Source organism: Sphingomonas sp. EC-HK361 (genome assembly GCF_902498785.1).
Lineage (GTDB): Bacteria > Pseudomonadota > Alphaproteobacteria > Sphingomonadales > Sphingomonadaceae > Sphingomonas.
The window spans coordinates 1,293,725-1,320,142 of record NZ_LR701494.1; the positions used below are offsets into that span (position 1 = coordinate 1,293,725).

The 26,418-nt window shown below is 62.2% G+C and carries 32 protein-coding genes; 8 read left to right on the top strand and 24 right to left on the bottom strand.

Annotated features, from left to right (window positions below):
• Window positions 1-198 precede the first annotated feature (198 nt).
• Window positions 199-525, top strand: coding sequence for a hypothetical protein (locus BOS5A_RS13585; RefSeq protein ID WP_070156534.1), 327 nt, complete (start codon window positions 199-201; stop codon window positions 523-525).
• A gap of 149 nt (window positions 526-674) precedes the next feature.
• Here the strand turns inward: BOS5A_RS13585 and BOS5A_RS13590 are convergent, their stop codons facing one another.
• From BOS5A_RS13590 to BOS5A_RS13605, 4 genes are all read right to left on the bottom strand, one after another.
• The gene (locus BOS5A_RS13590) at window positions 675-1,688 is read right to left on the bottom strand and encodes a DUF2493 domain-containing protein (RefSeq protein WP_030539254.1); all 1,014 of its coding nucleotides are present in this window, start codon (window positions 1,686-1,688) and stop codon (window positions 675-677) included.
• A gap of 81 nt (window positions 1,689-1,769) precedes the next feature.
• Window positions 1,770-2,261: a DUF736 domain-containing protein gene (locus BOS5A_RS13595; RefSeq protein WP_070156533.1), complete on the bottom strand. Its 492-nt coding sequence runs from the start codon at window positions 2,259-2,261 to the stop codon at window positions 1,770-1,772.
• An 814-nt stretch (window positions 2,262-3,075) separates the two neighbouring features.
• Window positions 3,076-3,981, bottom strand: a complete 906-nt coding sequence (locus tag BOS5A_RS13600) for a DUF4238 domain-containing protein (RefSeq protein WP_070156532.1) — start codon at window positions 3,979-3,981, stop codon at window positions 3,076-3,078.
• Window positions 3,978-4,517 (bottom strand): hypothetical protein, encoded by a 540-nt coding sequence (locus BOS5A_RS13605; RefSeq protein WP_223806387.1) that lies wholly within the window; start codon window positions 4,515-4,517, stop codon window positions 3,978-3,980. Before BOS5A_RS13605 ends, BOS5A_RS13600 begins: the two co-directional genes overlap by 4 nt.
• 132 nt (window positions 4,518-4,649) lie before the next feature.
• On the opposite strand from BOS5A_RS13605, the gene BOS5A_RS13610 reads away from it, so the two are divergent.
• From BOS5A_RS13610 to BOS5A_RS13620, 3 genes are read left to right on the top strand one after another with little or no spacing between them, the layout of a single operon-like run.
• Complete coding sequence (locus tag BOS5A_RS13610; protein WP_070156531.1) at window positions 4,650-5,285, top strand: hypothetical protein; 636 nt, start codon at window positions 4,650-4,652, stop codon at window positions 5,283-5,285.
• Window positions 5,272-6,075, top strand: coding sequence for a hypothetical protein (locus BOS5A_RS13615; RefSeq protein ID WP_083276932.1), 804 nt, complete (start codon window positions 5,272-5,274; stop codon window positions 6,073-6,075). The genes BOS5A_RS13610 and BOS5A_RS13615 overlap by 14 nt, the downstream gene beginning before the upstream one ends.
• Window positions 6,072-7,142 (top strand): hypothetical protein, encoded by a 1,071-nt coding sequence (locus BOS5A_RS13620; protein ID WP_070156530.1) that lies wholly within the window; start codon window positions 6,072-6,074, stop codon window positions 7,140-7,142. Before BOS5A_RS13615 ends, BOS5A_RS13620 begins: the two co-directional genes overlap by 4 nt.
• On the opposite strand, the gene BOS5A_RS13625 is transcribed toward BOS5A_RS13620, so the two are convergent.
• The 6 genes from BOS5A_RS13625 to BOS5A_RS13650 all read right to left on the bottom strand — a co-directional run bounded on the left by BOS5A_RS13625 (window position 7,080) and on the right by BOS5A_RS13650 (window position 12,649).
• A complete protein-coding gene (locus BOS5A_RS13625; protein WP_070156529.1) occupies window positions 7,080-9,428 on the bottom strand; it encodes a hypothetical protein in 2,349 nt (782 codons plus the stop codon). The two genes, BOS5A_RS13620 and BOS5A_RS13625, sit on opposite strands and share 63 nt — an antisense overlap.
• Window positions 9,425-10,939 (bottom strand): hypothetical protein, encoded by a 1,515-nt coding sequence (locus BOS5A_RS13630; protein WP_070156528.1) that lies wholly within the window; start codon window positions 10,937-10,939, stop codon window positions 9,425-9,427. Before BOS5A_RS13630 ends, BOS5A_RS13625 begins: the two co-directional genes overlap by 4 nt.
• A gap of 69 nt (window positions 10,940-11,008) precedes the next feature.
• Window positions 11,009-11,746, bottom strand: a complete 738-nt coding sequence (locus BOS5A_RS13635) for a YoaK family protein (protein ID WP_070156527.1) — start codon at window positions 11,744-11,746, stop codon at window positions 11,009-11,011.
• A gap of 7 nt (window positions 11,747-11,753) precedes the next feature.
• Window positions 11,754-12,056: a DUF167 domain-containing protein gene (locus tag BOS5A_RS13640; protein WP_070156526.1), complete on the bottom strand. Its 303-nt coding sequence runs from the start codon at window positions 12,054-12,056 to the stop codon at window positions 11,754-11,756.
• On the bottom strand, window positions 12,056-12,364 hold the full coding sequence (locus tag BOS5A_RS13645) for an alkylphosphonate utilization protein (protein ID WP_070156525.1): 309 nt from the start codon (window positions 12,362-12,364) through the stop codon (window positions 12,056-12,058). The genes BOS5A_RS13640 and BOS5A_RS13645 overlap by 1 nt, the downstream gene beginning before the upstream one ends.
• 21 nt (window positions 12,365-12,385) lie before the next feature.
• The gene (locus BOS5A_RS13650) at window positions 12,386-12,649 is read right to left on the bottom strand and encodes a helix-turn-helix domain-containing protein (RefSeq protein WP_030539266.1); all 264 of its coding nucleotides are present in this window, start codon (window positions 12,647-12,649) and stop codon (window positions 12,386-12,388) included.
• A gap of 168 nt (window positions 12,650-12,817) precedes the next feature.
• On the opposite strand from BOS5A_RS13650, the gene BOS5A_RS13655 reads away from it, so the two are divergent.
• Entirely contained in the window at window positions 12,818-13,036 is a 219-nt protein-coding gene (locus BOS5A_RS13655) for a hypothetical protein (RefSeq protein ID WP_070156524.1), read from the top strand.
• A gap of 125 nt (window positions 13,037-13,161) precedes the next feature.
• Here the strand turns inward: BOS5A_RS13655 and BOS5A_RS13660 are convergent, their stop codons facing one another.
• Entirely contained in the window at window positions 13,162-13,365 is a 204-nt protein-coding gene (locus BOS5A_RS13660; RefSeq protein ID WP_070156523.1) for a DUF5818 domain-containing protein, read from the bottom strand.
• A gap of 143 nt (window positions 13,366-13,508) precedes the next feature.
• Between BOS5A_RS13660 and BOS5A_RS13665 the strand changes: the two genes are divergently transcribed.
• Entirely contained in the window at window positions 13,509-13,904 is a 396-nt protein-coding gene (locus tag BOS5A_RS13665; protein ID WP_070156522.1) for a hypothetical protein, read from the top strand.
• A gap of 87 nt (window positions 13,905-13,991) precedes the next feature.
• Here the strand turns inward: BOS5A_RS13665 and BOS5A_RS13670 are convergent, their stop codons facing one another.
• The 6 genes from BOS5A_RS13670 to BOS5A_RS13695 all read right to left on the bottom strand — a co-directional run bounded on the left by BOS5A_RS13670 (window position 13,992) and on the right by BOS5A_RS13695 (window position 17,943).
• Window positions 13,992-14,492, bottom strand: coding sequence for a hypothetical protein (locus BOS5A_RS13670; RefSeq protein ID WP_070156521.1), 501 nt, complete (start codon window positions 14,490-14,492; stop codon window positions 13,992-13,994).
• Between the two features lie 65 nt (window positions 14,493-14,557).
• Window positions 14,558-15,526 carry a hypothetical protein gene (locus tag BOS5A_RS13675; RefSeq protein ID WP_083276931.1) on the bottom strand — a complete coding sequence of 323 codons (969 nt, stop codon included), beginning with the start codon at window positions 15,524-15,526 and terminating at the stop codon, window positions 14,558-14,560.
• A 138-nt stretch (window positions 15,527-15,664) separates the two neighbouring features.
• Window positions 15,665-15,910 (bottom strand): hypothetical protein, encoded by a 246-nt coding sequence (locus tag BOS5A_RS13680; protein ID WP_151955600.1) that lies wholly within the window; start codon window positions 15,908-15,910, stop codon window positions 15,665-15,667.
• Between the two features lie 161 nt (window positions 15,911-16,071).
• Window positions 16,072-16,278, bottom strand: a complete 207-nt coding sequence (locus BOS5A_RS13685; RefSeq protein ID WP_223806386.1) for a hypothetical protein — start codon at window positions 16,276-16,278, stop codon at window positions 16,072-16,074.
• Window positions 16,275-16,619, bottom strand: coding sequence for a DUF5983 family protein (locus BOS5A_RS13690; protein WP_070156519.1), 345 nt, complete (start codon window positions 16,617-16,619; stop codon window positions 16,275-16,277). The genes BOS5A_RS13685 and BOS5A_RS13690 overlap by 4 nt, the downstream gene beginning before the upstream one ends.
• A 46-nt stretch (window positions 16,620-16,665) precedes the next feature.
• Window positions 16,666-17,943 (bottom strand): ATP-binding protein, encoded by a 1,278-nt coding sequence (locus tag BOS5A_RS13695; protein WP_124807287.1) that lies wholly within the window; start codon window positions 17,941-17,943, stop codon window positions 16,666-16,668.
• 418 nt (window positions 17,944-18,361) lie between these two features.
• Between BOS5A_RS13695 and BOS5A_RS13700 the strand changes: the two genes are divergently transcribed.
• Together BOS5A_RS13700 and BOS5A_RS13705 are read left to right on the top strand one after the other, a co-directional pair.
• Window positions 18,362-19,426, top strand: coding sequence for a tyrosine-type recombinase/integrase (locus tag BOS5A_RS13700; protein ID WP_070156517.1), 1,065 nt, complete (start codon window positions 18,362-18,364; stop codon window positions 19,424-19,426).
• 11 nt (window positions 19,427-19,437) lie between these two features.
• Complete coding sequence (locus BOS5A_RS13705; protein ID WP_199857375.1) at window positions 19,438-21,684, top strand: tyrosine-type recombinase/integrase; 2,247 nt, start codon at window positions 19,438-19,440, stop codon at window positions 21,682-21,684.
• A gap of 145 nt (window positions 21,685-21,829) precedes the next feature.
• Here the strand turns inward: BOS5A_RS13705 and BOS5A_RS13710 are convergent, their stop codons facing one another.
• The 7 genes from BOS5A_RS13710 to BOS5A_RS13740 form a co-directional block, all read right to left on the bottom strand.
• On the bottom strand, window positions 21,830-22,150 hold the full coding sequence (locus BOS5A_RS13710; RefSeq protein WP_070156516.1) for a hypothetical protein: 321 nt from the start codon (window positions 22,148-22,150) through the stop codon (window positions 21,830-21,832).
• 17 nt (window positions 22,151-22,167) lie between these two features.
• The gene (locus BOS5A_RS13715) at window positions 22,168-22,629 is read right to left on the bottom strand and encodes a hypothetical protein (RefSeq protein ID WP_070156515.1); all 462 of its coding nucleotides are present in this window, start codon (window positions 22,627-22,629) and stop codon (window positions 22,168-22,170) included.
• 110 nt (window positions 22,630-22,739) lie between these two features.
• Window positions 22,740-23,825: a phosphoadenosine phosphosulfate reductase domain-containing protein gene (locus BOS5A_RS13720; RefSeq protein WP_234419337.1), complete on the bottom strand. Its 1,086-nt coding sequence runs from the start codon at window positions 23,823-23,825 to the stop codon at window positions 22,740-22,742.
• A gap of 89 nt (window positions 23,826-23,914) precedes the next feature.
• Window positions 23,915-24,427, bottom strand: coding sequence for a hypothetical protein (locus tag BOS5A_RS13725; protein ID WP_223806385.1), 513 nt, complete (start codon window positions 24,425-24,427; stop codon window positions 23,915-23,917).
• 11 nt (window positions 24,428-24,438) lie between these two features.
• Window positions 24,439-25,125, bottom strand: a complete 687-nt coding sequence (locus BOS5A_RS13730) for a DUF5983 family protein (RefSeq protein WP_070156513.1) — start codon at window positions 25,123-25,125, stop codon at window positions 24,439-24,441.
• A gap of 57 nt (window positions 25,126-25,182) precedes the next feature.
• The gene (locus BOS5A_RS13735) at window positions 25,183-25,677 is read right to left on the bottom strand and encodes a hypothetical protein (protein WP_070156512.1); all 495 of its coding nucleotides are present in this window, start codon (window positions 25,675-25,677) and stop codon (window positions 25,183-25,185) included.
• A 344-nt stretch (window positions 25,678-26,021) separates the two neighbouring features.
• Entirely contained in the window at window positions 26,022-26,321 is a 300-nt protein-coding gene (locus BOS5A_RS13740; RefSeq protein WP_070156510.1) for a hypothetical protein, read from the bottom strand.
• Between the last annotated feature and the right edge of the window lie 97 nt (window positions 26,322-26,418).

Sequence of the window (26,418 nt, forward strand, 5' to 3'; positions counted from 1 at the left end):
TCCGCCTCCGGCGTGCGTCCCTCCTCCGCAGCGCGCTTGCCCGCTGCGCCCGTCGACTCGACCGTGGGCGGGTCTCCCCGGTTGGGTGCGTTTGCGGGCGTGATCGCATTCCGATCGCGGGGAAGGCATTGCATGGCGGTGGTCCTTGGTGGATAGTCGAGGGCGGCGGGCAGACCTCCTTGAGCAAGGAGTCTAAGAATGCCCAAGATGACGGAACGCGAACGGCTGGCGAAGATCGAGGCCGATCAGCAAAATCTCGCGCGGGAAGCCGAGACGGTGCGGCGTGGATTGCGCGCCCATTATGGGAAGCTGGCGACGGAATTGCCGGTCGAACGCTTAAGCGAGCGCGAATTTCGCGACGTGCTGAGCCAAGCGATTCGGGTCGGCGGCGGCGTGGCGATTGCCGCGCTCAAGGGGCTGACGGCACAAGGCGTCCAGGCGGAACCGTCTGCTGGGTCGGCTCGCAAGCGCGCGGTTGTTCCCCCGGCTGGCGGTGATGACGCCTCAACGGCTGTGCATCTTTAGCGGAAAGGGGAGCGACGTTGGCGGGCGGCACGCCCGGCAAAAGGAGCGGCGCGGGGAAAACCGTTCGGGTTTCCCCCGCTCGTGCCAAAGGCACGACAAGGGGCCGGGAGCGGTTGCCCGCCCCGGCCCTTCTCTTGGTGGCTTCGCGATCAGGCCGCTATGACGCGGCGCTTCTTTTTGATCGGGACATCGGGCGCCTGATCTGCCCGCATGAAAACATGGGTCGGGACGCGGTGGCCCTTCTCCGGGTTGAACAGGTCATAGAGGCTGGACTGGATGCCCGACCCTTCGCATAGCAACGCCTCGACGGGCATAAGCTCGGCAATGTTGCGATTGCGCCGGAAGGCTTTGCCGTTGCCGCGCCCATAGAGGCCGAACGCGATGCAGACCACGCCCCGCTGTGCGGCCCATGCTGCGGCGGCTGCATCCACCCCAAGGCGCTGCCCGGTGGTGACAAGCACCATGTGAGGAATGCGCGTTCTGATCTGGTCGAGCCGTCCCCAGATAATCCGCCAATCGTGCCAGTCGGAAGGGCCGGACACGACCACGACGGGGCCTTGCGGGTCGTATCGGTCACGCTTCCGTTCGGACCTTGCGCGCAGGAAGTCGAGCGCCGAAATCTGGCTGGCGGTGGTGACATGGGACGCGCGCGAACCCTTTGCGGGCGACCATGGGCGACCGGCATAGGCACGATACATTGCCGCCGCATAGTCGCGCATGGCTTCCATGGCGGCGCGCTGTTCCGCGACCGACTGGCATTCAAGCTGGGTGTCTTCCAGTTCCTTGTTGAACACCTCGCCCGGTTCCAGACGGCGGGCCATATCGCGAATGGTATCGGCCAGCCTGTCCTCGCGGCCTTCCAGCTTGTTTGCGACGAAATGGAAGCTGTTTACGAAGCCCCATGCGAGTTCCGGGGCAAGCGGGTCCAGTCGGGTATCGCCTAGCAGGTCGAAGATGGCGGCGATGATGCCGCCGCATTCCGCCTGTGCCGCGAGCGGATCGGGCATGAAATGTTCGGCCGGTTCCTCGTCCGGCTCGATGATGGTGAGGGGCAAGGGGTCGCCGAAGGATGCCACGAAATCGGGCGTGGCGATGGCTTCGGCATAGAGTTCCGGCAGGTCGGCAAAGCTGCTAACGCTGCGCAAGGCCGTTGGCTTGCTCATGGGATGGGTTCCTTTGGTCGGGTGACGGTTCAGGGTCCGGGGAAGCGTTCCAGCGCTCCCCCGGCCCGCCTTTGGTGCCGCTTAGAAGGGCACCTCATCGTCAAGGCTGCGTCCGCCGCCGGTATATCCGCCGTCCGGTCCTGCGGTGCTGCCGCCGGAGAAACCGCCGCCGGTCCGTCCGCCGAAACTGCCCGACCGCTGACCGCCGCCATTGCGCCCGCCAAAGCTGCCGCCCTGCGCCTCGCGCTCGCGTTCGCGCCGCCACTGGACATCGAAGCCGTTCGTCTCGTCCCCGAAAAGGGCGATGGGCAGCGGCTCGCGGAAGCTCGGATCGTCCACCATGCCGGACAGGAACACCTCGTCATTGGACTTCATGCGGCGTTCCCAGACCACGCCGATCTGGATTTCGTCGCCAGCGCGGTTCGTCTCGTAAATCTCATAGACGGGGGCACTGTCGCTCTGTCGATCCTCGACGCGGCGCATGATGAGGTAAGGAAAGCGCATTTCGCGGGTGGCGATCTTGCCGATAATGTCGCTGGCGCGCTCGTCGAACTTGAAGCTACCGATCTTCATGACTTCATCCTTTCTCTGTGCTGTGGCTCGTTTCTCTTTCCCGGCCACATCTGAACCCTACTCCCTCCCCTCCATTACTTCCATGGCATTGATTTCTTGACAGAAATCCATCGTACCTGGTGAGCCTGAGCAAGAAACAGCCGCGCAGCGGCCAACAGACACAAAGACGCACCGGCCGCGTCAGCGGACGGTTCTGCTTGAATGGGAAGGGAGCGTGGACCGGCTGACAAGTCATCGCACCCGGAGCCGCCTTCGCAGGTCCGAAGGCGCAGGGCGGGGCTCTTGTCCGCAAGAAGCACGGGAGGGGCTCTAGCGAAGCTTGGCGAAAAGGGGCCGGCGCTTCTGTTGAAAACAGACAAACATCGCCGGCCCCTTTTCGCCTAGCGTAGCTTTGCCCCGACGCAATTCTTGCGGACGAAACCCGTCCTGCAACGCACGGATCCTGCGAGGGCGGCGAAGGGGGTGATGGCTTGTCTGCTGGCTCCACGATCCGCATCGCGCGACTAGCGCGATTCCTTAGGCGAAGCCTGCATTGCGATGGACGTGCCGGGCATTCTGGCGTTTCGGGAAGAATGCCTCCCTGCCCGGCATCCCCGCGGAAGGGATCGTTACGGCGTCAGCCGCCAAGACCCCAAAGGGGGCTTGGTCGGAGCGGAGCGGAGATAGAGCCCGGTGCCCGCTTCAGCGGGCATCCGCCCGACCTCGGGACGCTTATCCTGTCGTCTATCGCTCGGAGTGCAATCCCGGAATGCCCCGCTTTCACGACAAACCGGAGGCTTGACCTAGTGCAATCCGCCGGATCGTGGTTGCCGGATCATCGCCCCGTGCTGAGCTTGCGCCATCGGGCACCATGGGTCGTGGACCGCTCGAAGCCATAGCCGGCCAACATAAGGTCGTCATCAAGATAGGGGTCGTTGGCGAGGAGGTAGCGAACCGTCATGCTGTTGCCATGCTGGACCAGATATTGCTGGTTGATCATGCGGGCGGCGTCAGGCGGCAGGGTGGAATTGCTGAAGCCCGGTGGGCCACCGGCGATGATGAAGGCGCCACAATATCGATCGAGCGTGAGCCACCAGGTTCGCAGGTCGTTGAAGAAGGCGCCGAAGATGGATTGATGGCCCGGCGCCGAGATCATCAGCGTGGGGTTCGTCGATGTCCGCAAAGGGATCGGCGAATGGCAGACCATCACGTTGATGGCGTCGGCGTCCTCGGGGATATTCATGTCCATCGCGCCCTCGCGAAACAGGGCGTGCGCATTGTCCGCGGACGCCGCGATCCATGTGTGCATCTCCTGTTCGTCCTCGCTCAAGTTGCCGTCGAGCGCGCCATCCGCGAAGCGGGCGGACTCAGCCTCGATGAAGCGCAAGGTCTCAAGGTTGCGACGTTGGAGGTGACGGGCGAACCCATAGATCGGGATCTTGTCGGTCTCGGCGAGACTGGTGCCGGCACCCTCGACGATCTTCCTCCAGGTCGCACTGTTGGAGAAAGGCGTCTCGATCATATGGTTGATCGGGCCTTCGATCGACCTTTCGACACCGTCCGCGACATAGTCGTGGAGGGAGTCCTCATAGCCGATGCGATCGATGGATTTGCGGTCGATGGCGAGGATATCGCCATGTCGTTCGACCACGCGAACCTTGTTCGCGTCGTCCGGGCAGGCAAAGCGACGGAGGTAGAATTGCGGCACATAATGATGCCGCCTGGGCTTCTCGGCGGTCATTCTGGCGTTCCCTCGGCAGGGGGCGCAGCCCTGACCGATGCGGCCTGTGCGTCGATATCAAAGCCGTCGATCGAGAGGCCGACGATCATGTTGATGAAGGTCTTGGCCACCGCGATCACCGCCTCGGCCTCCTCCTTGTTGCTGAAGGAACCTTGGTGGACGACGGCGTTGCGGACGGTGTTGATCTTGCCCGCCGAGCTGATCAGGGCGCGTGCCGTTGGGCTTGTCCGGGGGGTCGCGAAGAAAACGGGTACGAACAGGCGCTCGACCTTCAGTGGGAGACTATTTGCCCAACGGAGGAACTGGTCGACGATGGCTGCATCGAACTGGGTCTTCTTGCCCCACTCGGTGCGTACCGCATAATTGGCGGCGATTTCCGCAGCCGTGGCGCAACGCACGATCGCTGCGGATGGTTCATCGCGCCCATGGAGCCCCGACAATTTGGTCCACTGGGACTGGAGTTTCTCAAGGTCGGTGCGCTCATTATAGGGCTTCCGCGAAGATTTTCGGTGGGCATCGCCTTTGGCACTCTTCACGCATTCCCCTGTGTCTGATTGCACGCAACTCTATCGCATCGTCCGTCACCACGGCGAGGTTTTGATGACTTGCAACTATGGGAGAAAGCTTCACCTTTTGGGACGCGCGAGGAAGCGCGCAAGAGGATTGCGATGATGTCGACGGCGGAGCAGTTACCCAGGATCTTTCAGGCAAATCTCGGGCGGTTCTTCGATCGCGTGATCTTGCCCGTCATGGACAAGCTGCCGTCCCATGCGGAGCTTGAGACCGGGGAGACCGATAGCCTTGATCAGTTTCTCGATCGGGCGGCGGCGCAGGTCGACAATTATACTGCCAATGAGGCGGCCAAGGCGTTTGTCCTTACCCTCGCCGGTTTGTTCGAGCGACAAATGAGCCGCTGGGCGCGCGCGATACAGGATGCTGGGGGTTCCGATATGGGCAAGCTCAACGGCTTTGAAGCACTGCTCGCCGGCTGTGCCGAGCGCGCCGGTATCGACCTTATGCTTGAGCCTCTTGGAGAGGCTCTGACGGAGATGTTCGTGGTTGCCAATGTCGTGCGTCATGGAGAGGGGCGATCCTGCGAAAGGCTGCGCGCGCTTGCCCCGCACCTCTGGGATGAGGAATCTGTCGACTATCACGATCTCCTCCCCGGAACGCCGGTGGCAAGTGAACATGTGCGCATCCGGCAAGCGGACCTTGAGCGCTATATCCGGGCCACCACGCGGTTCTGGGGCTTGGCCGATCCCCTTCCCCTGGCGGTGAAGAATCCGCCTTATGGGAGCCTATGACGGCGTGCCGGAGATGTTCGAACCGGAGGACGAAGAGCCACGCTATCGTCGGGTGTCCGACATCGGGCGGAGCGATCTTTTCGAGGCGCTGAAGTCGCTGGCCGGCTTTGCCGAGAACCCGTTTCTCGTGATGCAGGCGAGCCAGCTTTGCCATGTCGATAATCTGCTGAACGGCCTTGAAGAGCAGGTCCTGCAACAGATGGCGGAGGATGATCCGCCACGATCGACCATGGCCATGGTGCAGGCGCTTTCGCCGATGTGGATCTTCGCTGCCTATGAATTGCTGCGCACGTGGCGGCAGCGCTGTGAAGAGGTCATCAAACTGGCCGAAAATGGTGGGTTCGACCAGAAGGCGAGCCATCTCGAGCGCGAGCTTGGGTACCGTCATTATGACCGGGAGCTTCGCGCGCAGCAGTTGCGTGATGCGCAGGAACGCCCGGAACTGGTGGATCAGATGCGAGTCGATCTGCGCCGCACGGAAATGGGGTTCACCACGCTGGAGTTCATCCGGGTTGCGCTCGCCAAGCATGAGGTCAGCAAGAAGGGCAACAAGAAGCCCATCGCCTTTGCTCCGGGGCTGGCCCTTCCCAATCGCCATACCGGGTCGATGGACTATGAGATGAGCAATGGCGGCTCGATTATCGGCTATGTCTCCCGTCGCGACATTGCGGAGACGATCCGGTTTTTCCCTGAGGCGGACAATCCAAGCGATGAGGATCTGACCGGATTTCGGCACTATATGAACCCGCACGATGTCGAGCCACCAGGTTCGAACGGGAGCACGCCATGACCAAGGGCATGCCTGCGCAAACCCAGCCGAAGGCGTTTGATCTGCTGGCGTCGCTGGCAGCCTTTGCGCAGCGTGAAGGCGTCGCCCTCAACGATCCGACGCTAATCGACAGGTTCATGACCGATGCTCGACCGAGGCTGGAAATGGCGTTGTCCGACGCGGCCCTGATCCATGGCTCACGGATCGAACGGCTGTTCGAGGCGACGGTTCTGACCCTTGGACGCTATCGGATGCTGAAGACCGAGGACATCGGCCGTGTTCATGGCAGCGGGGCATCGCGTGCGCCGGATTTCCGGGTTGTTCTCGACGACGGCGCGCAATGGCTGGTCGAGGTCAAGAATGTCCGTAGCGATAAGCCGCTCAGGCAGCGCACCTCCATGTCGGCGGCTTATCTCAACTCGCTGCAGTGCTATGCCGACATGGTCGGCACGCCGCTCAGGCTGGCGATCTTCTGGTCGCTCTGGAACATCTGGACGATCATTCCACCGGAGCGTTTTCGCCGTTCCGATGGCGGCCTGCGTGTGACTATGCAGGAGGCTGTGATGGCGAATGAGTTCGGCAGGCTCGGCGAGGTGATCATCATGACGCGGCCACCGCTCCGCCTGGTGCTCGACGCCGACCGGAAAATGCCGAGAAAGTTGAGCCCGGAGGGGTTGGCGGAGTTCATGATCGGCGCCGCGCGCATGTATAGTGGGGACACAGAACTCACCGATCCTCGGGATCGCAGGCTGGCGCAGATTCTCTTCCTGTTCGGGGATTGGACCGTGGGCGAGCCGATCGCACGGATGGATGGTGTCGAGATCGGAGGTGTCGAGTTCGTGGCGCAGCCTGAGGAGCCATCGGACCAGGGCTTTGACGGGATCGGCTGGGCCAGCCGGATTTTCAGCCGCTATTATGCCGCGCAGACGGTCGACGGCGATCAGGTGATCCAGCTCCATGGTAAGGCGGTGCCCGAATGGTTTGCACCGCTTGGGGCGTGGGACTTCAAGAACAGCCGGCTCCCTTTATGGCTGGGGCACATCGAGCCGAACAGCGATCGGATCAAGGCCGAGCCTGGTCCCGATTGACTCGTCGAGTCCCGCACGAATGGCGGCGGCGATATCGCCATTCAGTTCATCGGGTCTCAGACCGAGAAGGGAAATCACGCGGCGGCGCAGCTCGGGAATATATTTCAGGAATTCGCGGTCCTTGCGCTGGTTCGCCAACAGCGTCTCGATCGCCTCAAGACTCCATAATATGGTGATCCAGCATTCCATGAAATCGACCGGCATGGCCTCGAAATCGCGTGCGAGCATGACGCGCCGTATTGCGGGCTTGCCGCCGCAGAAAAAGGCGACAAGGACACGCACGACGAAGCGTGGCCAGCCAAGGAGGGCACTGGATGTATCCAGGCCCTTCGGCAGATCAGGGCATCGGGCCTTGTAGAGGAGGAACAGGATCCAGTAGCGCAGCCGCAGCACGTCGCTGGGACCGAGCGCCTCTTCGTCGCCTTTGAGTCCTTCGGTATAGCCAAGAATATGCCGCTCATAGAGCCGGGCGTCGACCGGCGCGGGCGCGAGCGATGGCTTGCCAGTATCGCGATGTTCAACGCTTTCATCGGCCGGGTCATCCTCACGGTCGGTGTCGGCCTTTTCGTCCGAGAGGTCGTCGAAAGCTGTGTCGTCTTCGGCGGATTGATCTGCTTGAGGGCCGCGGCCGGAGAGCAGATTGAGGAAGTCGCGAATCGTGTCGCTATATGTGCCGGCAAGACTGTTATCGCCCTCGCCGCCCGAGCGGCCGGCGCCGGAGCGCGCCTGGGTGAACTCCTCATAGCTCAATGAAACGGGGGCCGCCGGCTCGTCCACGCTTTTGCGCTCTTGCGGCCGGGCGGCCGACAGGGCGCGCGGCTGGGTCACGGCCTCGAAATCTGCGCGCACAAGGGTCTCGAATGCCTGGTGCATCCAGAGATCGAAATCAGCGCCATCGGTGAAGGGCGCGAGCGCCCGGGCCACGCTGCCGGTCGCTACCTCCCGACGTCGGGCGCGCAATATCTCGCGATGCGTGATGTGCGCGAGGGTCGAGACGATATCGCCGGTGACCAGTCGAGCGAAGCAGAGGGACTTGTGCAATGCGGGCTCTACCGGTGCGCGCCGCCGATTATCGATCTGGACGAAGGATCGCACCGGGATCGTCCCGATCAGGCGTGCAGACCGGTCGAGCAGCTCGATGTCTCCATCTGCCACATCCGCTTTCGCGGTTGTCCAGATGAGCTGGCCCTGGTCGAGTTCGAAGATGCCGGGCTGTCGGGCTTCGATGGTATCGAGCGGGATCGGGGATGTCACAATCGGCGGTGACAGGTCGGAGAGCTTGATCGGCGTGGCATCGATCCAGCGTTCGAGGCCCAACGCTTGCCGCGCTGCGCCGGCGGGAAGCCTGCGATAGATGCAGGCTTCGGCATTGGCGCCTGGCATCCCGGCTGATCCGAGGGCGGCACTGGTACAGTTGGCGCTGCCGAAGAGGATATGGTCGTGATCAATGGTCGAGGCGATGATGATCTTGGCGTGCGTGAAGCGCCGGGATGGCCACTGAAGATCGACGATCGTCGCCTTTTTGGCAAAGCGTGCATCGACCGGAAATTCATGATGGCTGCGGTTGATCGGGAGGATGATCCGGGTCGGGGAGAGGCGCTGCGAGAGATCGGCCAGCGCAGCGAGATCATGGTCCCAATAGGGACTGATTACCGTCAGACTCTGGACCTTCGCGCCCTGGATCAGCGACACGAACCGGTCTGCGATTCCCGTGTCGCCGGGCCCATGGAGGAAAGCGATGCCAGTTCCATCCAGTTCGTGCACGGCATCCCCTGCTGGCCCGCCGAGCCAGGTCGCACGCTCTTGTGTCCAACGCAGCGCATCGCGCGCCGGAGAAGGGGCGGCGGGCACGAGTGCGTCGAGATAGCGCCAGATAGAGCGAATGATGTCCTGCTCGGGGCTTGGCGTATTCTTGCATTCGATTTCGACCGCGACCTCGGCGTTACCGGCAAGGCCTGATGCGGTGAGGTTGGCGGAACTGACGATCGCCCGGGCGCTTTCCCGGCCAATTTGCAGGATGATTTTTGGATGGAAAATGCCGTTGGCGGCTGGCGGGCTGTAGAGTGCATAGTCGCGACCGAGGGCGGCCGGAAGGGTTGAGCCGTCCGCAAGCGCGAGCGCGGTCATGCGCGCGTCAGTCAGAAGGAGGAGGTTCGTGGCGCCGCTGGCCATGAGCTGGGGCAGCAGGATTTCCTCGACCGCAGCGAACTCCAGGGCGAAGCTGGTGGCGATCGCACTATGGAAAGGGCGGCCGCTGCGGCGACCCAGACGATCGGGGAGCTTCATCGGCCAGCATCCCGCGCCGCCAGACCAAGCGACGTCAGGCCATCATCATCAAGGAGATGGATGTCGGCGAGAAACTGGATTGCGGATGCCAGCCGCGGCGTGGTGGCGACCGGCTGGTAGGCGGCGAGATAGACGAAACGTCCCTCGCGCTGTTCGAACAGGAACGTATAATCGCCCTGTCGCCGCAGTTTTTGCATGGCGACATGGCTGTGCCGTCTGATGACGCGCTCGATCATATAGTCGGCGATGAGCGTGGCGATGCGCTCCCCTTCCCTGCCTTCGAGCCATGATATTTCTGTCCGTAGCGAGTGCGCCATCCCGCGTTCGGGCAGACCTTGCGCCGCGGCGGCAGCCAGATCGGGACGGTCAAGGAGCCTCTGATGGAGCGCGGCTATCAGCAGGAGTGCGCTGACGGCCTTGTCGGCGGCTGCGCCGCGTGCGCCGGTGAGTTCGTCCCACATCTCGGCATAATCGAAGGTACGTGGATCGAGGCCGAGTCGCAGCGCGCGCCAACTCAGGTCTGGATGGGGCTCATCCAGCGTTTCCAGATGGGTGAGGATATCAGCGCGGATCTCAGTAAGCGACTTGCCTTGAGCCTCGGCGTTGATGATCTTTATGCCCCATGCGAGCAGTGCGGCGCATGCTACCTGCATCATGTCCTGGCATTGATAGGCTTCCCAGGCGAGCCGCTGGGTTTCGAGGCTGGGAGGAAGGGCCGGCTCGGGTGGATCGAAAAGATGCCAGCGGACCTGTTCGGGGCTTGGCCACTCCTCTTGCGTGAAGGCGGTTTCGAGGATGAGGTCGAGCGATGCCGCGCGGCTCGGCCCTGACTTGCTCGCGTCATCGGACCGGGCGAAGAGCAGTGTTTCGTAGAAAGTCCGCTCCTCGCTTTCTTCCGCGATCTGCGAAGGTGCGATGGGTTGAAGCCGGTCGAGTTCACGCAGGCTTACCTTAGCGTCGACGATCTTCTGTCGCAGGAGTCTGGCGAGGTCCGGTCCGATGGCATCGGCGAACAGGGAGGCCGCGCGACGGCCGAGATCCTTGGTGGCGACCTGGATGCCGTGGCGGTTTTCGGTGAAGAGGTTCATTTCAGCCATCTGGCTGTAATAGGCGCCCCCGAAGACCCCGAGCGATTGGCGAAGGTACCGTTCCTGCGCGGGATCGGTCGAGGCGGCGGCTTCAAAGTCGATCACGCGTCCCGAGGTCGCGAGGCGGCGATTGGCCCACTCGATACCGCCGACGCCGGTCTCACCCGTCCGTGCTGACACGAGGGCGTAGAGTGCCTCGGCGCGGCGCACCCAGATGCGCCAGGCTTCGAAGTCGCTGGTCGCGCCCCGGCGGGCATAGGTTTCGCTCACCCAGCAATAATAGCCATAGTAGCGCATGCGCAGCGTGACGTTGCTGATGCCCGGGAGCAGTGACTGATAGAGCAGCACGCCGCTATTCTGCATGCCGAGCGGGTCGAGCCCGCGCTTTTCGGCTTTTTCGGTCCATTGTGGCAGCAGGTTCATCGGCCCTCGGTGACTGTTCGGGCCGGCGGCCTCATTTCGCCATAGTAACGAGCGATGAAGTAATGGTGATCAATCGAGCGGATCATTTTGCGGGACGATCTGGCCGGCACGTCGCATCGAGGTTGCCGCAATGGCTGCGAGAACCAGGCCTGCAATCACGAAACAGAGGTCGCCGACGATGCGCCACGCCAGCACCCCCGCGACTCCGCCGAGCAGGAAGGACAGCACCGTACCCGTGTGAAGGCTCAATCGGGTTGTAATCTCCCCGCGATCCGCGGGGCCAGCCTTACCGCGAAGGATATCGAGCATCCTGGCGAGTCCGATGCCGATGTCAGTGGCCATGCCCGATACATGGGTGGTGCGCACCCGCGCGTTTGAAATATGGGTAACGATGGCGTTCTGCTGCCCCATGAGGAAAGCGAGGCCGATGATCAGCATCGGCACCCCTGCGGAGCGATCGAGCGCCATCCGCGCAAGACCGAGCGCGGCAAGAAGAGCGGCTTCGACCAGGATTACGCGGGCGTAGATGGTGCCGATCCCGCGCCGCAGGCCTGAGCCGATTGCGAGCGTCGAAACCAAGGAACCGATGATGAAGGACAAGACTATGGCGAGATAGCCAAGAGCATGCCCCCATTGTCCCATCGCGAGCAGGCTGGAGAGGGCGGACACATTTCCGGTCATGTTGGCGGAGAAGAAGCCGACCTCGTGAAACGCCGCCGCATTGAGTCCGCCCGCCACCCACGCCAGCGCGAAGGCAAGCTTGCGGTCCAGCCGACTGTCGCGTGCGTCGCCCTGGCGGATCAGCATTCCGCGATCATCCGCGCGGCTGCCCGATGCGCACGACTTTGGTGCGGCCTGTCTCGCCGCGAACGATCTGGATCGAAGAGACGGGCTGGCCCAGGGCGTGGGCGAGAAGGCGCAGGATCGCTTCATTGGCCTTGCCGCCCTCGGCTGTGGCCGTTGTGCGTACAAGAAGTTCCAGGCTCCCGGCTTGCGATGGCAAAAGGATTGCGTCGGCCGAAGCATTTGGCGTGGCGCGCAGCGCGAGACGTCCTTCGCGATCCGCCAGCGCGCGGATTTCGATCGCAGAGGGCATCGGTATCCGGCGTCGCGCCATCAGCGCTTGCGAACGAACTCGGCGCGCAGCACGAGGCCTTTGATGCCGTCGAACTTGCAATCGATTTTCTGTGCGTCACCGGTCAGGCGGATCGCCTTGATGAGCGTTCCGCGCTTGAGCGTCTGACCAGCGCCTTTGACGTCCAGATCCTTGATGAGTGTCACCTGATCGCCGTCGGCGAGAAGGTTGCCGACAGCATCCCGGACTTCTGGCTGAACGGCGGCGTGCTGGCGCTGGGCAAGTTCGGAAGCTGGCAACCACTCGCCGCTTTCCTCATCATAGACATAATCTTGGTTGCTATCGGTCATCTGTCCTTGTCCCTTGGTCAGTCACTGTTGGCCGGCGACAGCCTGGCGCAAGCGCACACCGCGTCCCCCGGTCTGGCTGGTCGCATTCTCGCCGATCAGCTCGACACCTGCGCGTTCAAGCGCTGTGACGACCTTGACCAGCGTTTCCACGACACCCCGCACCTGTCCGTCCGACGCTTCCATCCGCTGGATCGTGGGAAGCGATACGTTTGCCAGTTCCGCCAGTCGCTTCTGGTCGATGCCGAGCAAGGCTCGCGCCGCGCGCATCTGCTGAGAGGTGATCATGCTGCGCTTATGACGTGTAAGACATCATATTTCAATCTTACACCATCACTGTCCATATGTTATACCCATGCCAACCGGAAATTTGGAATATGGCAGACGTGATCTCGTGATGCACATCGCAATGACGCGGATCGACCGATTCGGCGGCGCTCGGCGCATCGTGGTGCGATGAAGACGGGCAAGCGGATCAGGGGCTTTTTCCTCCTCCAGAATATGATGCTGAAGGATTTCGTCCGGGAGGCAAGCGCGCGGCAGGCGCTTGGGCGGGAGGAGGTCGACCGACTTTGCCGGCTCGAGGCGCTCAACGCTGCCGAGCTTGAGAGATGGGAGCAGGATCTCTTCATGGCCGGTGACCAGCCGACGTTTCGGCAGAGAGGCGGCGGGTAAGGAGGCCTGTTCATATCGCGCGAACGAACCCGGCGCTGTCCTGCTCGCTTGCCGTCCGTAAGCCATTTCAGAGGCGGTTACAGGTTCGGGCTGATTTGAGGCATAGTTCCCCCCTTACCCGGCCATCAGGCCGGACCGATCCACAGCAATTCGAGGATGCTTGCTCCGCGCTGCCAGGCCTCGACCCGAACCCGTCGATCCTGATGCGTCCGAAGATCCGAGTCTGTCTGAAGGCGCCAGAGAGGCCCCTCCTCGACCTCCAGAAAAGGGCCACGCTCGTTGAGGCGCAGTATCCCGTGCAATCGCAGCGGCGCCTTGCTGTCAGTCATGGGCGAGTGCCTCCGGAATGGAGACTGTCCGGGGCGAGCGGGATGAAAAAGACAGAACAGACATTACCTCCGCATGGCATAAGCGTGTTCAGACTTGCAATCTTGTTCATTTTATGTTCTCAGGCACACTGAGGAGCCATGCCATGATCCGCGATTATCTCGCCAGCTATGATTATAACTTGCCGCTGGACGATGCGGCGGTCGATCCTGATCTGCCACTGGTTCGCCGCCGGCTGGCGAGCCTCGCGGCGAGCGAAGGTCTGGATGGCGGCTATTACGAGGCCCAGGAGATGGCCGAGGCGTTTCTCGATGCTGCCCGAGAGGCGAATGCGGGCATCGAGGAGGAGGACAGCCCTGCCCGTGTTCTCCTGCGTGATATTCTGGATCGCGACCTTGCCTATCAGCATGAGCTATTCGATGAAGTTTGCCAACTGCCGTTGGCGGACGCAGCCGCGCATCTGGCCTGGCTTGCCGATTTGATGAAGCGGCGGGCAGATATGGCGCGGCCAATCGCGGCCGACCTCGGTTATCGCCACTGACGCGGCCACCTTCGGTACAATCAAGCCTTTTGCCGCCCTTCATCTTCGACATGCGTGCGTGCATTGGCATGGCCTGATGCGTGACTTTCAGGCATTTCCCAGGCGGGTTGCCACCGAGCGAACGATGCGCGCTTGCTCGGGTCCGAGCGTAGCGAGAAGCTTAAGCTCAGCGTCTGTGAGTTCTTCCTCGGTGGAATAGGCATCGATGGTATAGCTGCCCCGCGCGAAGGTGTCGGCGGAAGGCAGCACCATGGCGGTGTAGGATTGTGGCCAGAAGCAGATGAGCAGCCAGGGCCAGTTCGGTATCTGAGGCTCATAGCGAGCGAAGATGATGTCACGGGTGCGCAAGGCAGACGGGCGCCGGTCGAGAAGAGCGGGCGCTACCGGGGTCGTCCGCGGCTCGCACAAAAATGCCTCGAATTCGTGCATTTCTGCGAGGCTTTCGAGGATCACGGGGTAGTAGCGGCCGAGTGCCAGACCTCCGCCCGAAAAGCGAGGTGGGATGTCGATCAGCAGGATATCCGGCAATGTCGGGAGTGGCCGGTGATAATAGAGCCTCGCGGCGGCCAGGTCATCGATAAGTCGCATGAAGAGAGTTTTTCGGTGAAGCCGTTTGGCAGTCAACAACAGTCGCAGACAGATTGACGGTATCGTCATGCCGCGAGCCGTTCGACACCCGCATTGAACCGATCGATCCAGTCCCGCATCGTCGGTCGTTCGGCGAGTGGGATCTGGGCCGCGACCCGTTGGAAGTCGATCAGATCAACCGGTGCGCCGGCAATGATCGCGTCTATTTCGGAAGCAGGCAGCAGAGCGCGTTCGCGGATGAAGTGGGTCATCGAGCCGGGGCGCTCACGCGTCGACTTGCGCCACAGACCCTCGACCGTCACAAGGCGCGGAGCGGCGCGAGCCTCCACCAATATGATCAGGCGGAGGCACCAGCCTGGAAGGGTGATCAACTCGCCCGTTTTCTGCGCGAGACAAAGCCAGCAAGCCGATTTGATCGGCACGGGCAGGCCTTCGGCACGGATCCGCGCGATGCAGGCGTCTCGATCCCAACCCCAGGCGCGCAGCGGATAATGATAGTCGTACAGGTCGCTGATATGGCCTTCGCGATGGGCATAGCGGCGACTATCGGCGGGCGAGCTGTCGTAGCCGATGAGCTTGACAACCTTGCCACCTTCAGCCCATATTTTCTGCGCCGGCGCCCATGAATTAACCCATTGATCTTGGGGCTGTATTTTCCATTTCTGGCTGCAACTGTGGCGGCCGAAGCTGATCGACGGCAGTGTCGCGTTGGTGAGGCAGTTCTCCAGGAGCGAGAAATAGGGCGGCCAGTGCTTGAAGCGCTTCGGCACATAGCGGACGACATGATGCTCGATATGATGCCGGTCCATCCAGCGCTGGAAGATCGGCAGAAAGGCATAGGTTTCCTCGCGCTCGACCCCGGTGTCGGCTGTGAGGACGGCGGACAGGGGCAGCCCCCGCGCGACCCATTCGATGATCATCGCGGTGCTGTCGACGCCCATGCCCCATGCGGCAATCACAGGGACGCCGGATAGGACAGTAAGGCAAGCGTCGTCGTTCGCCGCCGCGGTCGGCGGTCGCTTCGGATCGTACATGGCTGATCTCCAGGAAGGAGGTCGGGAGCCGATAAGGGACGTCGCCGTGACGGTTGGCGCCTGATCCCGGAGGCCGGGCGGCCGGAATGCGACGATCAATTGGCTCCCGAGGCCCCGAGAGACGGGAGGAGTGGCCGCTTAGAAGTCGAGTGGCACACTCACCATCGTATCGGGGGGACATGGCTGCTCGGTCAGGAGATAGCCGAGGCGATTGACGGCGTGCATGCCATCGGTGATCTCGAGACCGTCGTCGCCCTCGATCATCGTCCAGACATTTGCCGCAGGTTGCGAGCGGATGAATTTGAGGTCCGGGCCGGAGGCTTCGAACAGGCATCCGCCCCGGCCGAAGTCGAACCCCGCCGTTGCGAGGAGATGATTGGGCACTGGCTGGAACCTGTCCACAAACTCATCTTCGGTGAGGTCCAGATATTGGATGGCAGGCGGTGGCGCGTCGCAGGCCTCATTTGCGGACTGACGCAATATTCCATCGTTCATGTGGTTGTCCTCGTTAAAGAGAGCCGTTGCCGGCACGTGCAGGCGCCGGATCAGGCGACGAGCGTCATCAGCGCCTGACGGTGCTGTGGCCCCGTGCTGGAGACGCGAAACGGCTGGAGCGGATCACCGGTGCGCAGCACGAATTGGGGGCGGCCCGTCTCGTGCCGCATCCGGAGCGCGACGGCATAGGCATGATCGAAGGACGCAAGTGCTGCGCGTTTGGACGAACAGGGTTGCATCGAGCAGAGGTCCGTCATGACTGGTGCTCCTCGGGCTGGTTGGGGTCCGCGAAGATGGGCAGTTCGGAGCAGGTGGGTTCGTCGCGGTCGAACAGGACCCAGGAGGCATCCCTGTCGAATGCCGAACTCAGGATCGCCCAGAACTCCTGGCTGATGTCGGGCGCCTCACCGCCGCACCCGACGACGCTGGTGTGGACGAAAAAGCCGTAGGCATAGGGCTCGATCACCAGATCGAGATGGCCGACCTCGACACGTCCGTCCGGCCCGCGTGGCGCGACGGCGATGAGGTGATCGATGTGACGACGCTCGGCGACAGGCAAATGAGCGGTCGAGCAGACAAAGAGTGTGGCATGGCGCATCAGGGATCTCCTTCGAGATGGTTTGGTTACGGCTGGAGCGACGGGCTCAGGCCGCTTGATCCAGCGAAAGCGAGATCGTCGTCCTGTCGCCGGAGATGGTCAGGCTGCGGTTGTCGGGAATGAGCCACTGAACGTGCTCGAAGACCGCGTCGCGCAATTGGGCGAGAAGCGCCTCGTCCTCACCCAGCAGCAACAGGTTGGCGAGATTTCGCGCTTCATGCTCGAACGCGAGCGATTGCGTATCCCAGCTATCGTGCCCGCAATCGTCAGAATAGCAGAACAAACTGGCGTGCATCAGGTCGGCAAGCGCGTGCGGCTGCACATTGGCCTTGCCGTCAAAGAGGATGGTCGCCTCGTCGAGCGTCCAGCAGGCATTGTTGCAGACCAGCATGTCCGTGGGCACGCGGTAGATGGTTGGTTCTGCCGGCGACGGGCCGCCGGACCGCAGAAGGATTTCGGCGGAGATATTCTCGACCGGTCCGGACTCAAATTCTTCGGGCAGGGCGATATCGTCGGCATAGCGATGAAGGACGCCATCGCGCTGCACGGTGAAACTGCAGGACAGGAGACGCGGCAATTCGTCATACCAGCGATAGTCCTCGAAATCGCGGTTCTCGTGAACCAGGGGACCACCGAGCGGTGTTTCGTTCGCAAGTGCGCGGGCAAGCGCTTGCTCGATGTCGGGTTCGTGGTCGGACATGATGATCATAGGGCCCGATCGAATGGCCGCGCCCTGGTATCGGTTGGACGTGTCGGCAATGTTCGGCGTCCAGGCATTGAGCCAGCGGTCGGCTTCGGGAAGAGCAATCCCAAGGTCGCGGGCACGCGCCCAGGCCTCGTAGGAGAGCCGATGAGATTTCTCGCGGCAGATGGCGCGGTAAAGCGCGATTTCGGCCGCTTCCCTGAGCCGGCACAGCGCGTCGTTCTCGACCATTTCCTTGCGCGCGGGGAGCACGAGCTGGAGCGCCGGCGCATCGACGATATCGACCCGCACTCGCCAGTTAAGAGGCTTTTCGATTTCGCTCAGGGCGGGAAGTCTGGAAGCGACCGTCACGCCGTGGAAATTGATCCGGGGGGTATGGACTGCCTCCATGGTACCGTCATGGAAGATGCCGATACGACAGCCTTCCCATTCCTCGATCTGGTCGGCGCCGGCCAGAAAGTCCTCGCGCGGAAGCTGCGCGCCCTCGAAATGAACGGGGAGCGGGAAATATTGGGCCGCGAGGCGCAGCGCCGACCCAAGCTGCTCATCCCAGGCGGGCGGCAGCATGATCTGGATCTCGGTGCCGTGCACGATCCCGCACGACTGGATCGCGAGCGGCACACCCCCTTCCCAGCCGTCAGCCGGGATATGGACCGCCCAACCCCGTCCCGCCGCCTTCGACCATGAGCGGACAACCACATCCCGGCCGGCGAGGCTGAATACCCCCATGCCGGCGGGATCCTCGCGCGTCCGAATATCCTCCTGCCAGCCCGAATCGCCGAGGCTCAGGAGGTTGGCCGGATCGTCGATCCCGGAGCCGTCATCGTAGATGGACAGTGCGGTGCCGGCTGGGAGATTGTAAACCGCGACATGGATCGCGCGGGCACCGGCGCGACGGCTATTCTGGAAAAGTTCGTTATGTTATTTGGAATTCGTGGCTTGGCGTGAGAAGCTAAGACCTACGAGTCACGCGTTTTCTTGAGGTTTTCTGGGCCTTTTGCCGCAGCTCGGCCGGGGTCGGACCGGACGGGGTACTCACATGACCGCTGTGAATATCCGATGGCAACTTTTTCCGCTTTCCTTCGGGCATCCCCAGGGGAAAGAGTGGCTCGATATTCAGCACATGCTCGGGTTGGCTTTCAATACCGTGGAGGCCTATGGCCGCGGTCTCGAGCAGTTCCTACGATGGTGCGAGGACAACGAGGTTGCGGCGATCTCTGCAACCCGGCCCGACATTGCCAACTACGTGGGTCATCTGCGGATGCTTCCCGGCGCCAGGATGTCGGTACAGGACGCAACGCAATCTACATCCGGCCTTTCCAGCGCCACGCTGCAACAGCGGCTTACAGCCATTCGTCTGTTCTTCGACTACCTCGTTGAAGAGGGCATCCGTACGAACAATCCGGTTGGACGTGGCCGGTTTGTCCCGAACAGGCCGTTCAGTTCAAAGCGCGACCGCGGTCTGATCCGGCGGCACAAGCGTTTACCGTGGATCCCTTCGGATGAAGAATGGCAGCGGTTTCTCCTGTGCGCCAAAGGTGAACCTATCCGTAATCGATGCATGCTGGCGATCGCATATGATGCCGCGCTGCGACGCGAGGAACTTTGCGCCATTGAGACGCGCGACATCGATCCGGCACATCGTCTGATCCTGATCCGGGGCGAAACCAGCAAGAGCAACAGAGACCGTATTGTTCCCTACTCGGAAACCGCCGGTGTTTTGTTTTCCGCCTATCTTGAGCATCGACGTCGGGTGGGCCGTGATCGCGGCAGGCTCTTCCTTTCTGAATCGCGTCGAAATTACGGAAAGCCCATCACGCTGTGGACCTGGTCAAAGGTGATCAGGCGCATCGCGGTCGCGGCCGACCTCGATAAGTTTTCGACCCACACATTGCGCCATCTTTGTCTGACCGATCTGGCTCGCGTAGGTTGGGACATACATGAGATCGCCCAGCTCGCCGGACACCGGAACCTCGCATCCACACAGCAGTATATCCACCTCTCTGGCAGGGATCTCTCCAGAAAACTGGCCGGCTCCATGGAGCAGATCCACGCATGGCGAACGCGCATGTTGGTCGAAAGCAGCCCGGAGCGCGGCCAATGAATCCGCAGACAATGGACGATCCCGAGCCCGCTACGCGGCATTGGCCGAATCCACTCGCAACGGCCGAATATGATCGATCGCCGAAGCTCACCGTGGGAGAGCGTTCAGCCATTCAAGCGTGGCTGAAAAAGCGCGTGCTGGGCCAATGGAGCCGCTTTGAATATCGCACGCAGGAGCGGGAGCAGCTCCTACGTCTGATGAAACCAATCGAAGACGCGCTCGCTATCATTGGATCGGAGGCGGCGGCCCCAAACGATGCAATGATGGTGCTCCTGAGAGAGTGCCTCTTGTTGAATCGTACATATTGGGGCTGGAAGGAACAGCATTGGGCAAAAGTGCTCGGCCGCACAACGCACGATTTCTTCGACAGAAATAAGAGGAAGGTAGCTACTGGCGTCCGTGTGGACATCGCAGCGATCGCCTATCTCCACAACTGGTTCACCAGCTATTCGACGTTGGCCTCAACACACAGGAAATCGTTGGCTAACCGAATTTTTGGTAGCGCGTCGGTGGCATCTGCGATCGAGCGGCTTACGACGCCTCTCGTCCGGTGGGGCTATCGTATCGATCCGAAATACATGAAGTTGTTCGTGTCATCGGTTCTGCTCGTGAATCGAAGCCCGCGCCTCGAAGATTTGAATCCGGAGATTCTGGAATTTTATCGCGCCGAGGGATCAAACGTGGAGCGGCGCTATTATTACGCGATTTCTAAAGTCTTGGCCAATCAAGGCATCCTTGAACAGCCGCTCGAGCGTGCGCCGCCGAGAACGAAACAAATAGAAAGCATACACATCGGTGTGGCAGACGAATGGTGCGGTTGGATTGAACGCTGGACGCAAACGACAACTATCGAAACCCGTCGAGGTCATCGAACCACACTCTATAAGGTTGGGCGCTGGCTGGCTGCCCATCATCCTGAGATCGTATCGCCCGCACAATGGACGCGCACAGTTGCGGCAGAATTCGTATCAGCGATGGCCAAATTGCGCGTCGGTCAATATGTGGCACCGGCAGCGCCGCACCCGCGGGCGGGTGAAGCGGTGAAAGCAAGCACGATCGCAGGCTTGATTTGCCAGGTCCGTGGCTTTTTCTATGATTGTCAGGAATGGGGTTGGATTGAACGCTCCTTCGATCCGGGCCGCAGTTTTGCGATACCGCAAAGTATCCGCGCTAAACTCGGCCCCAAGCCCCGAGTGATTGCCGATGATCTGTGGGCGCGTCTGCTTTGGGCCGGCCTCAATCTCGAGAAGTCCGATGTTCCTCGCGCTAACAGCAGCGGCCTGCTTTTCGACGTGGAATATATACGCGCGATAGCGGTCGTGTGGCTGTTCGCAGCGCTGAGAAACAACGAAATCCGTCGGTTGCGGCTTGGTTGCATCCGCTGGCAGCCCATGGATTCCGGCAAGGGCCCGCCGATCTGTTTGTTGGACGTTCCCGATCACAAAACCGGAAATTGCTATACCAAGCCTGTTGACCCGGCTGTCGGCGAGGCGATTGAAGCATGGCAGGCCATACGTCCGGTCCAACCGGCATACCCTGATCCTAAAACTGGCGACCTTGTCCAATTCCTGTTCCAATTTCGAGCCATCCCGATGGCCAACGGCTTCATAAATGTCCGACTGATTCCAATTCTATGTAGAAAGGCCGGCATCCCCGATCATGATGTTCGGGGCAAACTCACCAGTCATCGCGCACGGGCCACCATTGCCAGCCAGCTGTTCAACAGTGAAGAACCGATGACGCTCTCGGAACTTCAGGAGTGGCTTGGCCATAGGTCGCCGCATTCGACGCAGCATTACGTGAAGATCACGCCGACGAAGCTGGCCAAGGCGTATACCGACGCAGGGTATTTCGAGCGCAACGCTCGCGTGGTCAAAGTTTTGATCGACCGCGATCAGATGAAAAATCCGCAGGAGGGTGTCCCCTGGCTTCACTATGATCTCGGACATGGTTGGTGCAGCTTCGAGTTCTTCGACAGGTGCCCGCATCGGATGGCATGCGCGCGATGCGACTTCTACATTCCAAAAGCATCGTCGCGAGGACAGCTCCTGGAAGCAAAGGACAACGTCGATCACTTCCTGAAGGCAATCCCTGTCACTGCCGAAGAGCAACAAGCCGCCGATGGCGATCGCATTGCTATCGATCGTTTGCTGGCGCGTCTCGATGATGAACCTACCCCGTCCGGTCCGACCCCGGCCAAGCTGCGGCAAAAGGCCCAGAAAACCTCAAGAAAACGCGTGACTCGTAATTCCACATAACTGAAGCACGTCGCCGAGCGTGCCGTTGAACAGGCGCGAGACCTTGGTGATGAGCGACTGGCCGACCTCGGGCCGGATGATGGCGGGAAAGGACATGGGATGCGACTCCTGTCTGGCGGAGACCAATTCCCCGCCACATGAGCCCTCATCCCCCTCCCCTTTGGATCACGGCGGGATGGAACGGATCGGTCCAGTCGATGTGGTCGATGATCCAGTCGGGAACGAAATCCCAGTCGAAGCAGAGTGGATAATCGTTCTGGACCTCGCGCCAGGCAGCCTCGACGGCATCGGCCCAGCCAATCACCGTTAGTCGCAGCGCCGCGGTTCCTAGCGCATCGAACGACTTGCCGATCGCGGGAGCCAAGCCGATCGCATCGGGATCGGTGATCGGCCTGGTGCGTAAGGTCAGAACTGCCTCCCAGAGGCAGGCGGCGGTCTCGAGACTGGCTTGGGAATATTGAGCCATGACGGGTCCTTTCAATGTCAGGCGGCGCGCAGGTCGCAGCCCTGGTAGAGTCCGAGATCGGCTGCCATCAGCGTGTCGATGCCGGGCGCGAACCGGTCGAAGGCTGCGTTCAGATCGGCGACGGCGACGCGGTAGCTGGCCTCGCCGGGATCGAAGTCCAGGGCGAGCATCAGGGGGGGCAACCGAGCGGTCATCTCGGGAAAGACGGTGTGGATGATGAGCGCCTCGATTCGCCGCGCGACCAGGTTGAGCCGCGCGGCAAGGCCCAGGGGCGTGGCCAACTCACGTTCATACCAGGTAGCGGGCGCTACGACGTCGGCGATGCGGGTCGAGGGCACCCGGCCATTGCCGATCTGGGCCTGGATGACGACGCAGCGCGGGCGCCGCCGGGCCGCGACCTCGGTGAGCGGCACGAGGGCGCGATAGTGGTAGGTCGAGGCGGTGCCCGGGGTGCGGGACCGAGAGACGATGACGTCCATTGGTTGTTCCTTTGATGGTGGAGGCTTGGGGCTGCGCGTTCGGCAGCAGGGAGATCGCCGAGCGAAATTCGCCCGACGCCCCTTCAAAAAAAGTCCTCCCCTCCGGCTCGTTAGCGGGACCGTTCGGACTTCACGGCGAGGAGGTCTGCGAACCGGGCCTGGACCGCGGCAGCGTCAGGGAAATGGTCAGGAAGGCCGTGATGGGCCAGGATCGGCGCGCGGGCCTTCGCGATCAGCGAGGCCTCGGCCATGCTCGGCATGCGGGGTGGCCAGCCCTTCACATAGCGCAACTGCGGGGGCATGGCCGCTTCGAGCGCCCTGCGTTCCTGGGCTCGCAGTTTGGCACGCGCGACCTCGTGAAGACGTGCGGCCGACAGCCATCGAGGCGAAACATCGGCGAGCCATCGTTGAGGCTGAAAGGAGAAGGTCGAGTCCGCCTCGATCGCCACCAGATGGCGGTAGAGATCGAAGTTGCCAGGGGCGGCAGCGGAGGCAGCTAGGTCGTGCGCCGATGCAAGCACGCAGAAAGCACAGGACAGCCGGGTTGTCCGGTATTGGACATAGGCTTCGTGCAACGGCAGCCCGTGGCGCTTATGAATGCCGAACACATCGTTGGCACTCCAGTCGACGGCCGGATGCCAGCTGAGCATGCGCGTGCCGGCGGCGTTGCCCGGCTTTGCGAAGCGTTCGTCGGCACGGGAGACCGGCGTGGCACGACGGCTCGGGCTTTCATCGCGGCGCAGGCCGATGACCGAAACGATGGTTTCGCCCCGATAGCGGCGTGCGAGGTCAGGGCCGATCACCTGGACTTTCAGCTCGGACGTGCAGAAGCGCAGCGATGCCGAGGACCAGGGTCCGATGAGATTGTAGGTTTCGAGCGCCTCGTAGCGGCGCTTGCCCGACAGGAAGCGTTGCTCCCAGCGGCTCACCATGTCGCCTGCCGATCGGCTGACCACCAGCAAGGGCAGCCCAAGCCTGTCGGCGATTGCTGCGACCATCGCCGGGGTCGAGCGCCATTCCGCCCGGCCGAGGTCAGCGTGAATCGCGATCCGGCGATCACGCGGATGGCCCAGGGCGTTGAGCAGCGCGAGTCCGGCATGGGCCGAGGCGGTGGAATCCTTGCCGCCCGAGAGATTGAAGGCGAACCAGGCTCCGCGCCGCGCGGCGGCTATGACCCTATCGTCGATCGCAGGCAAAGGATCATCAGGCGCGGCAAGCAAGCCGCGCGCAAGAGCTGCGCCCATGCGGTGTCTCCTCACGGTGGATCGGCGCGACTGCGCGCCAGTCAGTGTCCGGCAGGCAACCTGTTGTCGTAGAGGGGCTCCGTGCCGGGCTCCCAGTCGCCGGGCATCCAGATCCGGCCGTTATAGCTGATTCGCCCCACAGGCGTTTCGGCCACCAACAGCAGCGCCTCGGGGTACATGCTGGCGCCCAGACCCAATCGGTCGCGGCGCTCGCAATAGAGGTCGGAGGCTTCCTTCCAGCTCGCTGCGGCAAGCTCGGCATAGCCTTTTTGGGCGATGCGAAAGGGTTTGCGCGAAGCACCCCGTTGCCGGATCCCGCCGAGGACCCGGGCGACATGTCCGGCATAGACGGCAACGGTAGCCCAGTAGGCAGCGACAAACACCTTGCGGCTCTCCCAGCTCGATCGCGAACGGTGGCGCGCGTCGGCGGCAAGGTCGAGCAGCAGCACTGCGAGCAAGGTGCGGGTATCGGCTGGCATAGCCTGGAGGAGGCGTGCGGCGGGAAGGCCGAGGACCGGATTGCGAACCTCGGCCCTGGAGGAGCGGCAGGTCATCGCAGGGGCCCTCACCACTCGAAGGTCTCAAGACCGTCGATGCAATCCGCGTCGCGGTCGAGAAGAAGCCAGCGGCAGCCCTGCGCGCGCGCGAATTCGATGGCGGCCCAAAGCTCGTTTGGGACCATCTCCCGTTCCAGGCCGTCGAGCGGATCGGTGAGGACGAACCAGCCATAGCCGGCCTCGGCGACACCAAGCGGGCGCGATTCCGGGACCATCGGCGCCCATTGGTCGAGAAGGTCGGCGGTGGCGGGACGGATATGGCTGGTGCTGATCACGAGATGGCGACCGACGCGTAATGCCTTCGGCGAGCCGATCGGCGGCGCGTCGACCGAGATGCGCTCGGTCCAGAGATATTCTTCTTCGTGCGCGTCGAAGTAGATCGACCCTGCGTCTTCATCAGGGAGCGTCGCGGGATCGCGCGTGTCGCGTATCTCCGACCACCATTCTCGGCAGAATGAGGCGACCTCTGCCATTAACGCCTCGCGGGTGAAGGCGGCATAGAGATCGCCTCCATGACGATGGTCGATGAACGCGACGTGGATATCCGCCGACCAGGGAACTACGTGGTTTTCCACGAGCCGTTCGGCCTGTGCCAATTCGTCGCACAGGATATGTCCTGCCGGGTTTGCGTCGGCGATCGCAGTGCGAGCGCGGGCCAGCAGGCGCGCAAAATCGTGCCTTGTCGTCTGGGTCATGATTCTTTCCTTGGGATGTGTCGAGTGCGCGGCGGGGCGTCCGACCGGAGCGTGTCATCAGCGCCGGTCGAGCGCCCGGCTGATGGCGACGAGCGCGTCGGCGATATGCTGCTCGACCTCGTGCGTGGTGATGCCGAGGCGCGCCGCGATCGCGGTAAAATCTTCGTCGCCTAGTAGATCGGCCATGAAAACCTGGCGGGTGATCTCTGGCAGTGCGGTAAACGCGCTGGCGTATCGGTCGATCTGCGCGGCACCGGCTTCGTCCAGACCGGCTGCATCAACGCGCACCCATGCCCGCACCCAATAGCCGTCGCCATCACGCTGGACCGTTTGCTCGTCGGGGTCGATGCGCAACATATGGGCAGTAGCCCAGCGTTCGCGGGCGGCAGCCACGATGGGGTAAACGGCCGTGTCCGGCGCAAGGAAAGCGTCGATCCGCGCGGCAAGCTCGTAGCTCGTCCGACGCCGGTCGCGTCGCAGGCTGAAGCGGGGATGGTCGTTGAAGAAATCGAGCGCCTCGACAAGGAGGGCGCGGGCGTCATGGTCGGGCATGGTGGGGTTCTCCGTTGCGCCGATCCCTGACCGGCACCCATCCCTGCCCCCTTCCCTCCGGCTGGATACGCGTGCGTCAGGCTGTGTGGGCGAGCAGCGGGAGCGCCGTCACGTCTCCGGCGGGCGTGGCGCGATCGAGAATGGAATAAGGCAGGCTAGGTACCGCCGGCGGCGCGATCCGCGCCGAATTGGTGAGTGGGAACAGATAGAAATGGTTTGGTCCGTTCCGGAAGCCGTCATGTTACGGCCGTTAACGGGCGACAGCATGTCGGAAGCGCAACCCGGCTGTTCCGACGATATTATCGTCATCAGCGTGCGGAAATCACGGATGAAGGGACGTTAGATCAGTCGCGACGAAGGAGCCGGCCTTCCTCCAGCACGACATCATCGAGACGAATGGAAATCGGCTTATCCATATTCGGGTGCACCTCGCCTTGATCGGTCGTGATGAAGGCGTCGTGCGTGACTGCATCCGCCGGGATTGGTCCATAATATGCGAGAAGCGCGTGATTGAATGCGCTGGGTGGTAGCTCAAGGGCCATGCCGAGAAGGGGCGTCCGGCGATGGCAAATGATCTCGCCCAATGCCGCAATAAACCGTTCTGGATTCCTGAGCGGATAAATATGACCTTCACGGAACGGCATTTGGTTCTCCTTCGTCGGCGCTTTATCATTTAAGCGGTCGGAAAATCATAATAGTCGCGCATTGCGCCGCCAGACGGATCACGTCCTTTATATCATT

Excerpts from the sequence above, each read along its gene's own strand:
- BOS5A_RS13585 (WP_070156534.1), top strand. The coding sequence starts at position 199 with ATGCCCAAGATGACGGAACGCGAACGGCTGGCGAAGATCGAGGCCGAT.
- BOS5A_RS13590 (WP_030539254.1), bottom strand. The coding sequence starts at position 1,688 with ATGAGCAAGCCAACGGCCTTGCGCAGCGTTAGCAGCTTTGCCGACCTG.
- BOS5A_RS13595 (WP_070156533.1), bottom strand. The coding sequence starts at position 2,261 with ATGAAGATCGGTAGCTTCAAGTTCGACGAGCGCGCCAGCGACATTATC.
- BOS5A_RS13600 (WP_070156532.1), bottom strand. The coding sequence starts at position 3,981 with ATGACCGCCGAGAAGCCCAGGCGGCATCATTATGTGCCGCAATTCTAC.
- BOS5A_RS13610 (WP_070156531.1), top strand. The coding sequence starts at position 4,650 with ATGATGTCGACGGCGGAGCAGTTACCCAGGATCTTTCAGGCAAATCTC.
- BOS5A_RS13615 (WP_083276932.1), top strand. The coding sequence starts at position 5,272 with ATGGGAGCCTATGACGGCGTGCCGGAGATGTTCGAACCGGAGGACGAA.
- BOS5A_RS13620 (WP_070156530.1), top strand. The coding sequence starts at position 6,072 with ATGACCAAGGGCATGCCTGCGCAAACCCAGCCGAAGGCGTTTGATCTG.
- BOS5A_RS13625 (WP_070156529.1), bottom strand. The coding sequence starts at position 9,428 with ATGAAGCTCCCCGATCGTCTGGGTCGCCGCAGCGGCCGCCCTTTCCAT.
- BOS5A_RS13630 (WP_070156528.1), bottom strand. The coding sequence starts at position 10,939 with ATGAACCTGCTGCCACAATGGACCGAAAAAGCCGAAAAGCGCGGGCTC.
- BOS5A_RS13635 (WP_070156527.1), bottom strand. The coding sequence starts at position 11,746 with ATGCTGATCCGCCAGGGCGACGCACGCGACAGTCGGCTGGACCGCAAG.
- BOS5A_RS13640 (WP_070156526.1), bottom strand. The coding sequence starts at position 12,056 with ATGGCGCGACGCCGGATACCGATGCCCTCTGCGATCGAAATCCGCGCG.
- BOS5A_RS13645 (WP_070156525.1), bottom strand. The coding sequence starts at position 12,364 with ATGACCGATAGCAACCAAGATTATGTCTATGATGAGGAAAGCGGCGAG.
- BOS5A_RS13650 (WP_030539266.1), bottom strand. The coding sequence starts at position 12,649 with ATGATCACCTCTCAGCAGATGCGCGCGGCGCGAGCCTTGCTCGGCATC.
- BOS5A_RS13655 (WP_070156524.1), top strand. The coding sequence starts at position 12,818 with ATGAAGACGGGCAAGCGGATCAGGGGCTTTTTCCTCCTCCAGAATATG.
- BOS5A_RS13660 (WP_070156523.1), bottom strand. The coding sequence starts at position 13,365 with ATGACTGACAGCAAGGCGCCGCTGCGATTGCACGGGATACTGCGCCTC.
- BOS5A_RS13665 (WP_070156522.1), top strand. The coding sequence starts at position 13,509 with ATGATCCGCGATTATCTCGCCAGCTATGATTATAACTTGCCGCTGGAC.
- BOS5A_RS13670 (WP_070156521.1), bottom strand. The coding sequence starts at position 14,492 with ATGCGACTTATCGATGACCTGGCCGCCGCGAGGCTCTATTATCACCGG.
- BOS5A_RS13675 (WP_083276931.1), bottom strand. The coding sequence starts at position 15,526 with ATGTACGATCCGAAGCGACCGCCGACCGCGGCGGCGAACGACGACGCT.
- BOS5A_RS13685 (WP_223806386.1), bottom strand. The coding sequence starts at position 16,278 with ATGACGGACCTCTGCTCGATGCAACCCTGTTCGTCCAAACGCGCAGCA.
- BOS5A_RS13690 (WP_070156519.1), bottom strand. The coding sequence starts at position 16,619 with ATGCGCCATGCCACACTCTTTGTCTGCTCGACCGCTCATTTGCCTGTC.
- BOS5A_RS13700 (WP_070156517.1), top strand. The coding sequence starts at position 18,362 with ATGACCGCTGTGAATATCCGATGGCAACTTTTTCCGCTTTCCTTCGGG.
- BOS5A_RS13705 (WP_199857375.1), top strand. The coding sequence starts at position 19,438 with ATGGACGATCCCGAGCCCGCTACGCGGCATTGGCCGAATCCACTCGCA.
- BOS5A_RS13710 (WP_070156516.1), bottom strand. The coding sequence starts at position 22,150 with ATGGCTCAATATTCCCAAGCCAGTCTCGAGACCGCCGCCTGCCTCTGG.
- BOS5A_RS13715 (WP_070156515.1), bottom strand. The coding sequence starts at position 22,629 with ATGGACGTCATCGTCTCTCGGTCCCGCACCCCGGGCACCGCCTCGACC.
- BOS5A_RS13725 (WP_223806385.1), bottom strand. The coding sequence starts at position 24,427 with ATGACCTGCCGCTCCTCCAGGGCCGAGGTTCGCAATCCGGTCCTCGGC.
- BOS5A_RS13730 (WP_070156513.1), bottom strand. The coding sequence starts at position 25,125 with ATGACCCAGACGACAAGGCACGATTTTGCGCGCCTGCTGGCCCGCGCT.
- BOS5A_RS13735 (WP_070156512.1), bottom strand. The coding sequence starts at position 25,677 with ATGCCCGACCATGACGCCCGCGCCCTCCTTGTCGAGGCGCTCGATTTC.
- BOS5A_RS13740 (WP_070156510.1), bottom strand. The coding sequence starts at position 26,321 with ATGCCGTTCCGTGAAGGTCATATTTATCCGCTCAGGAATCCAGAACGG.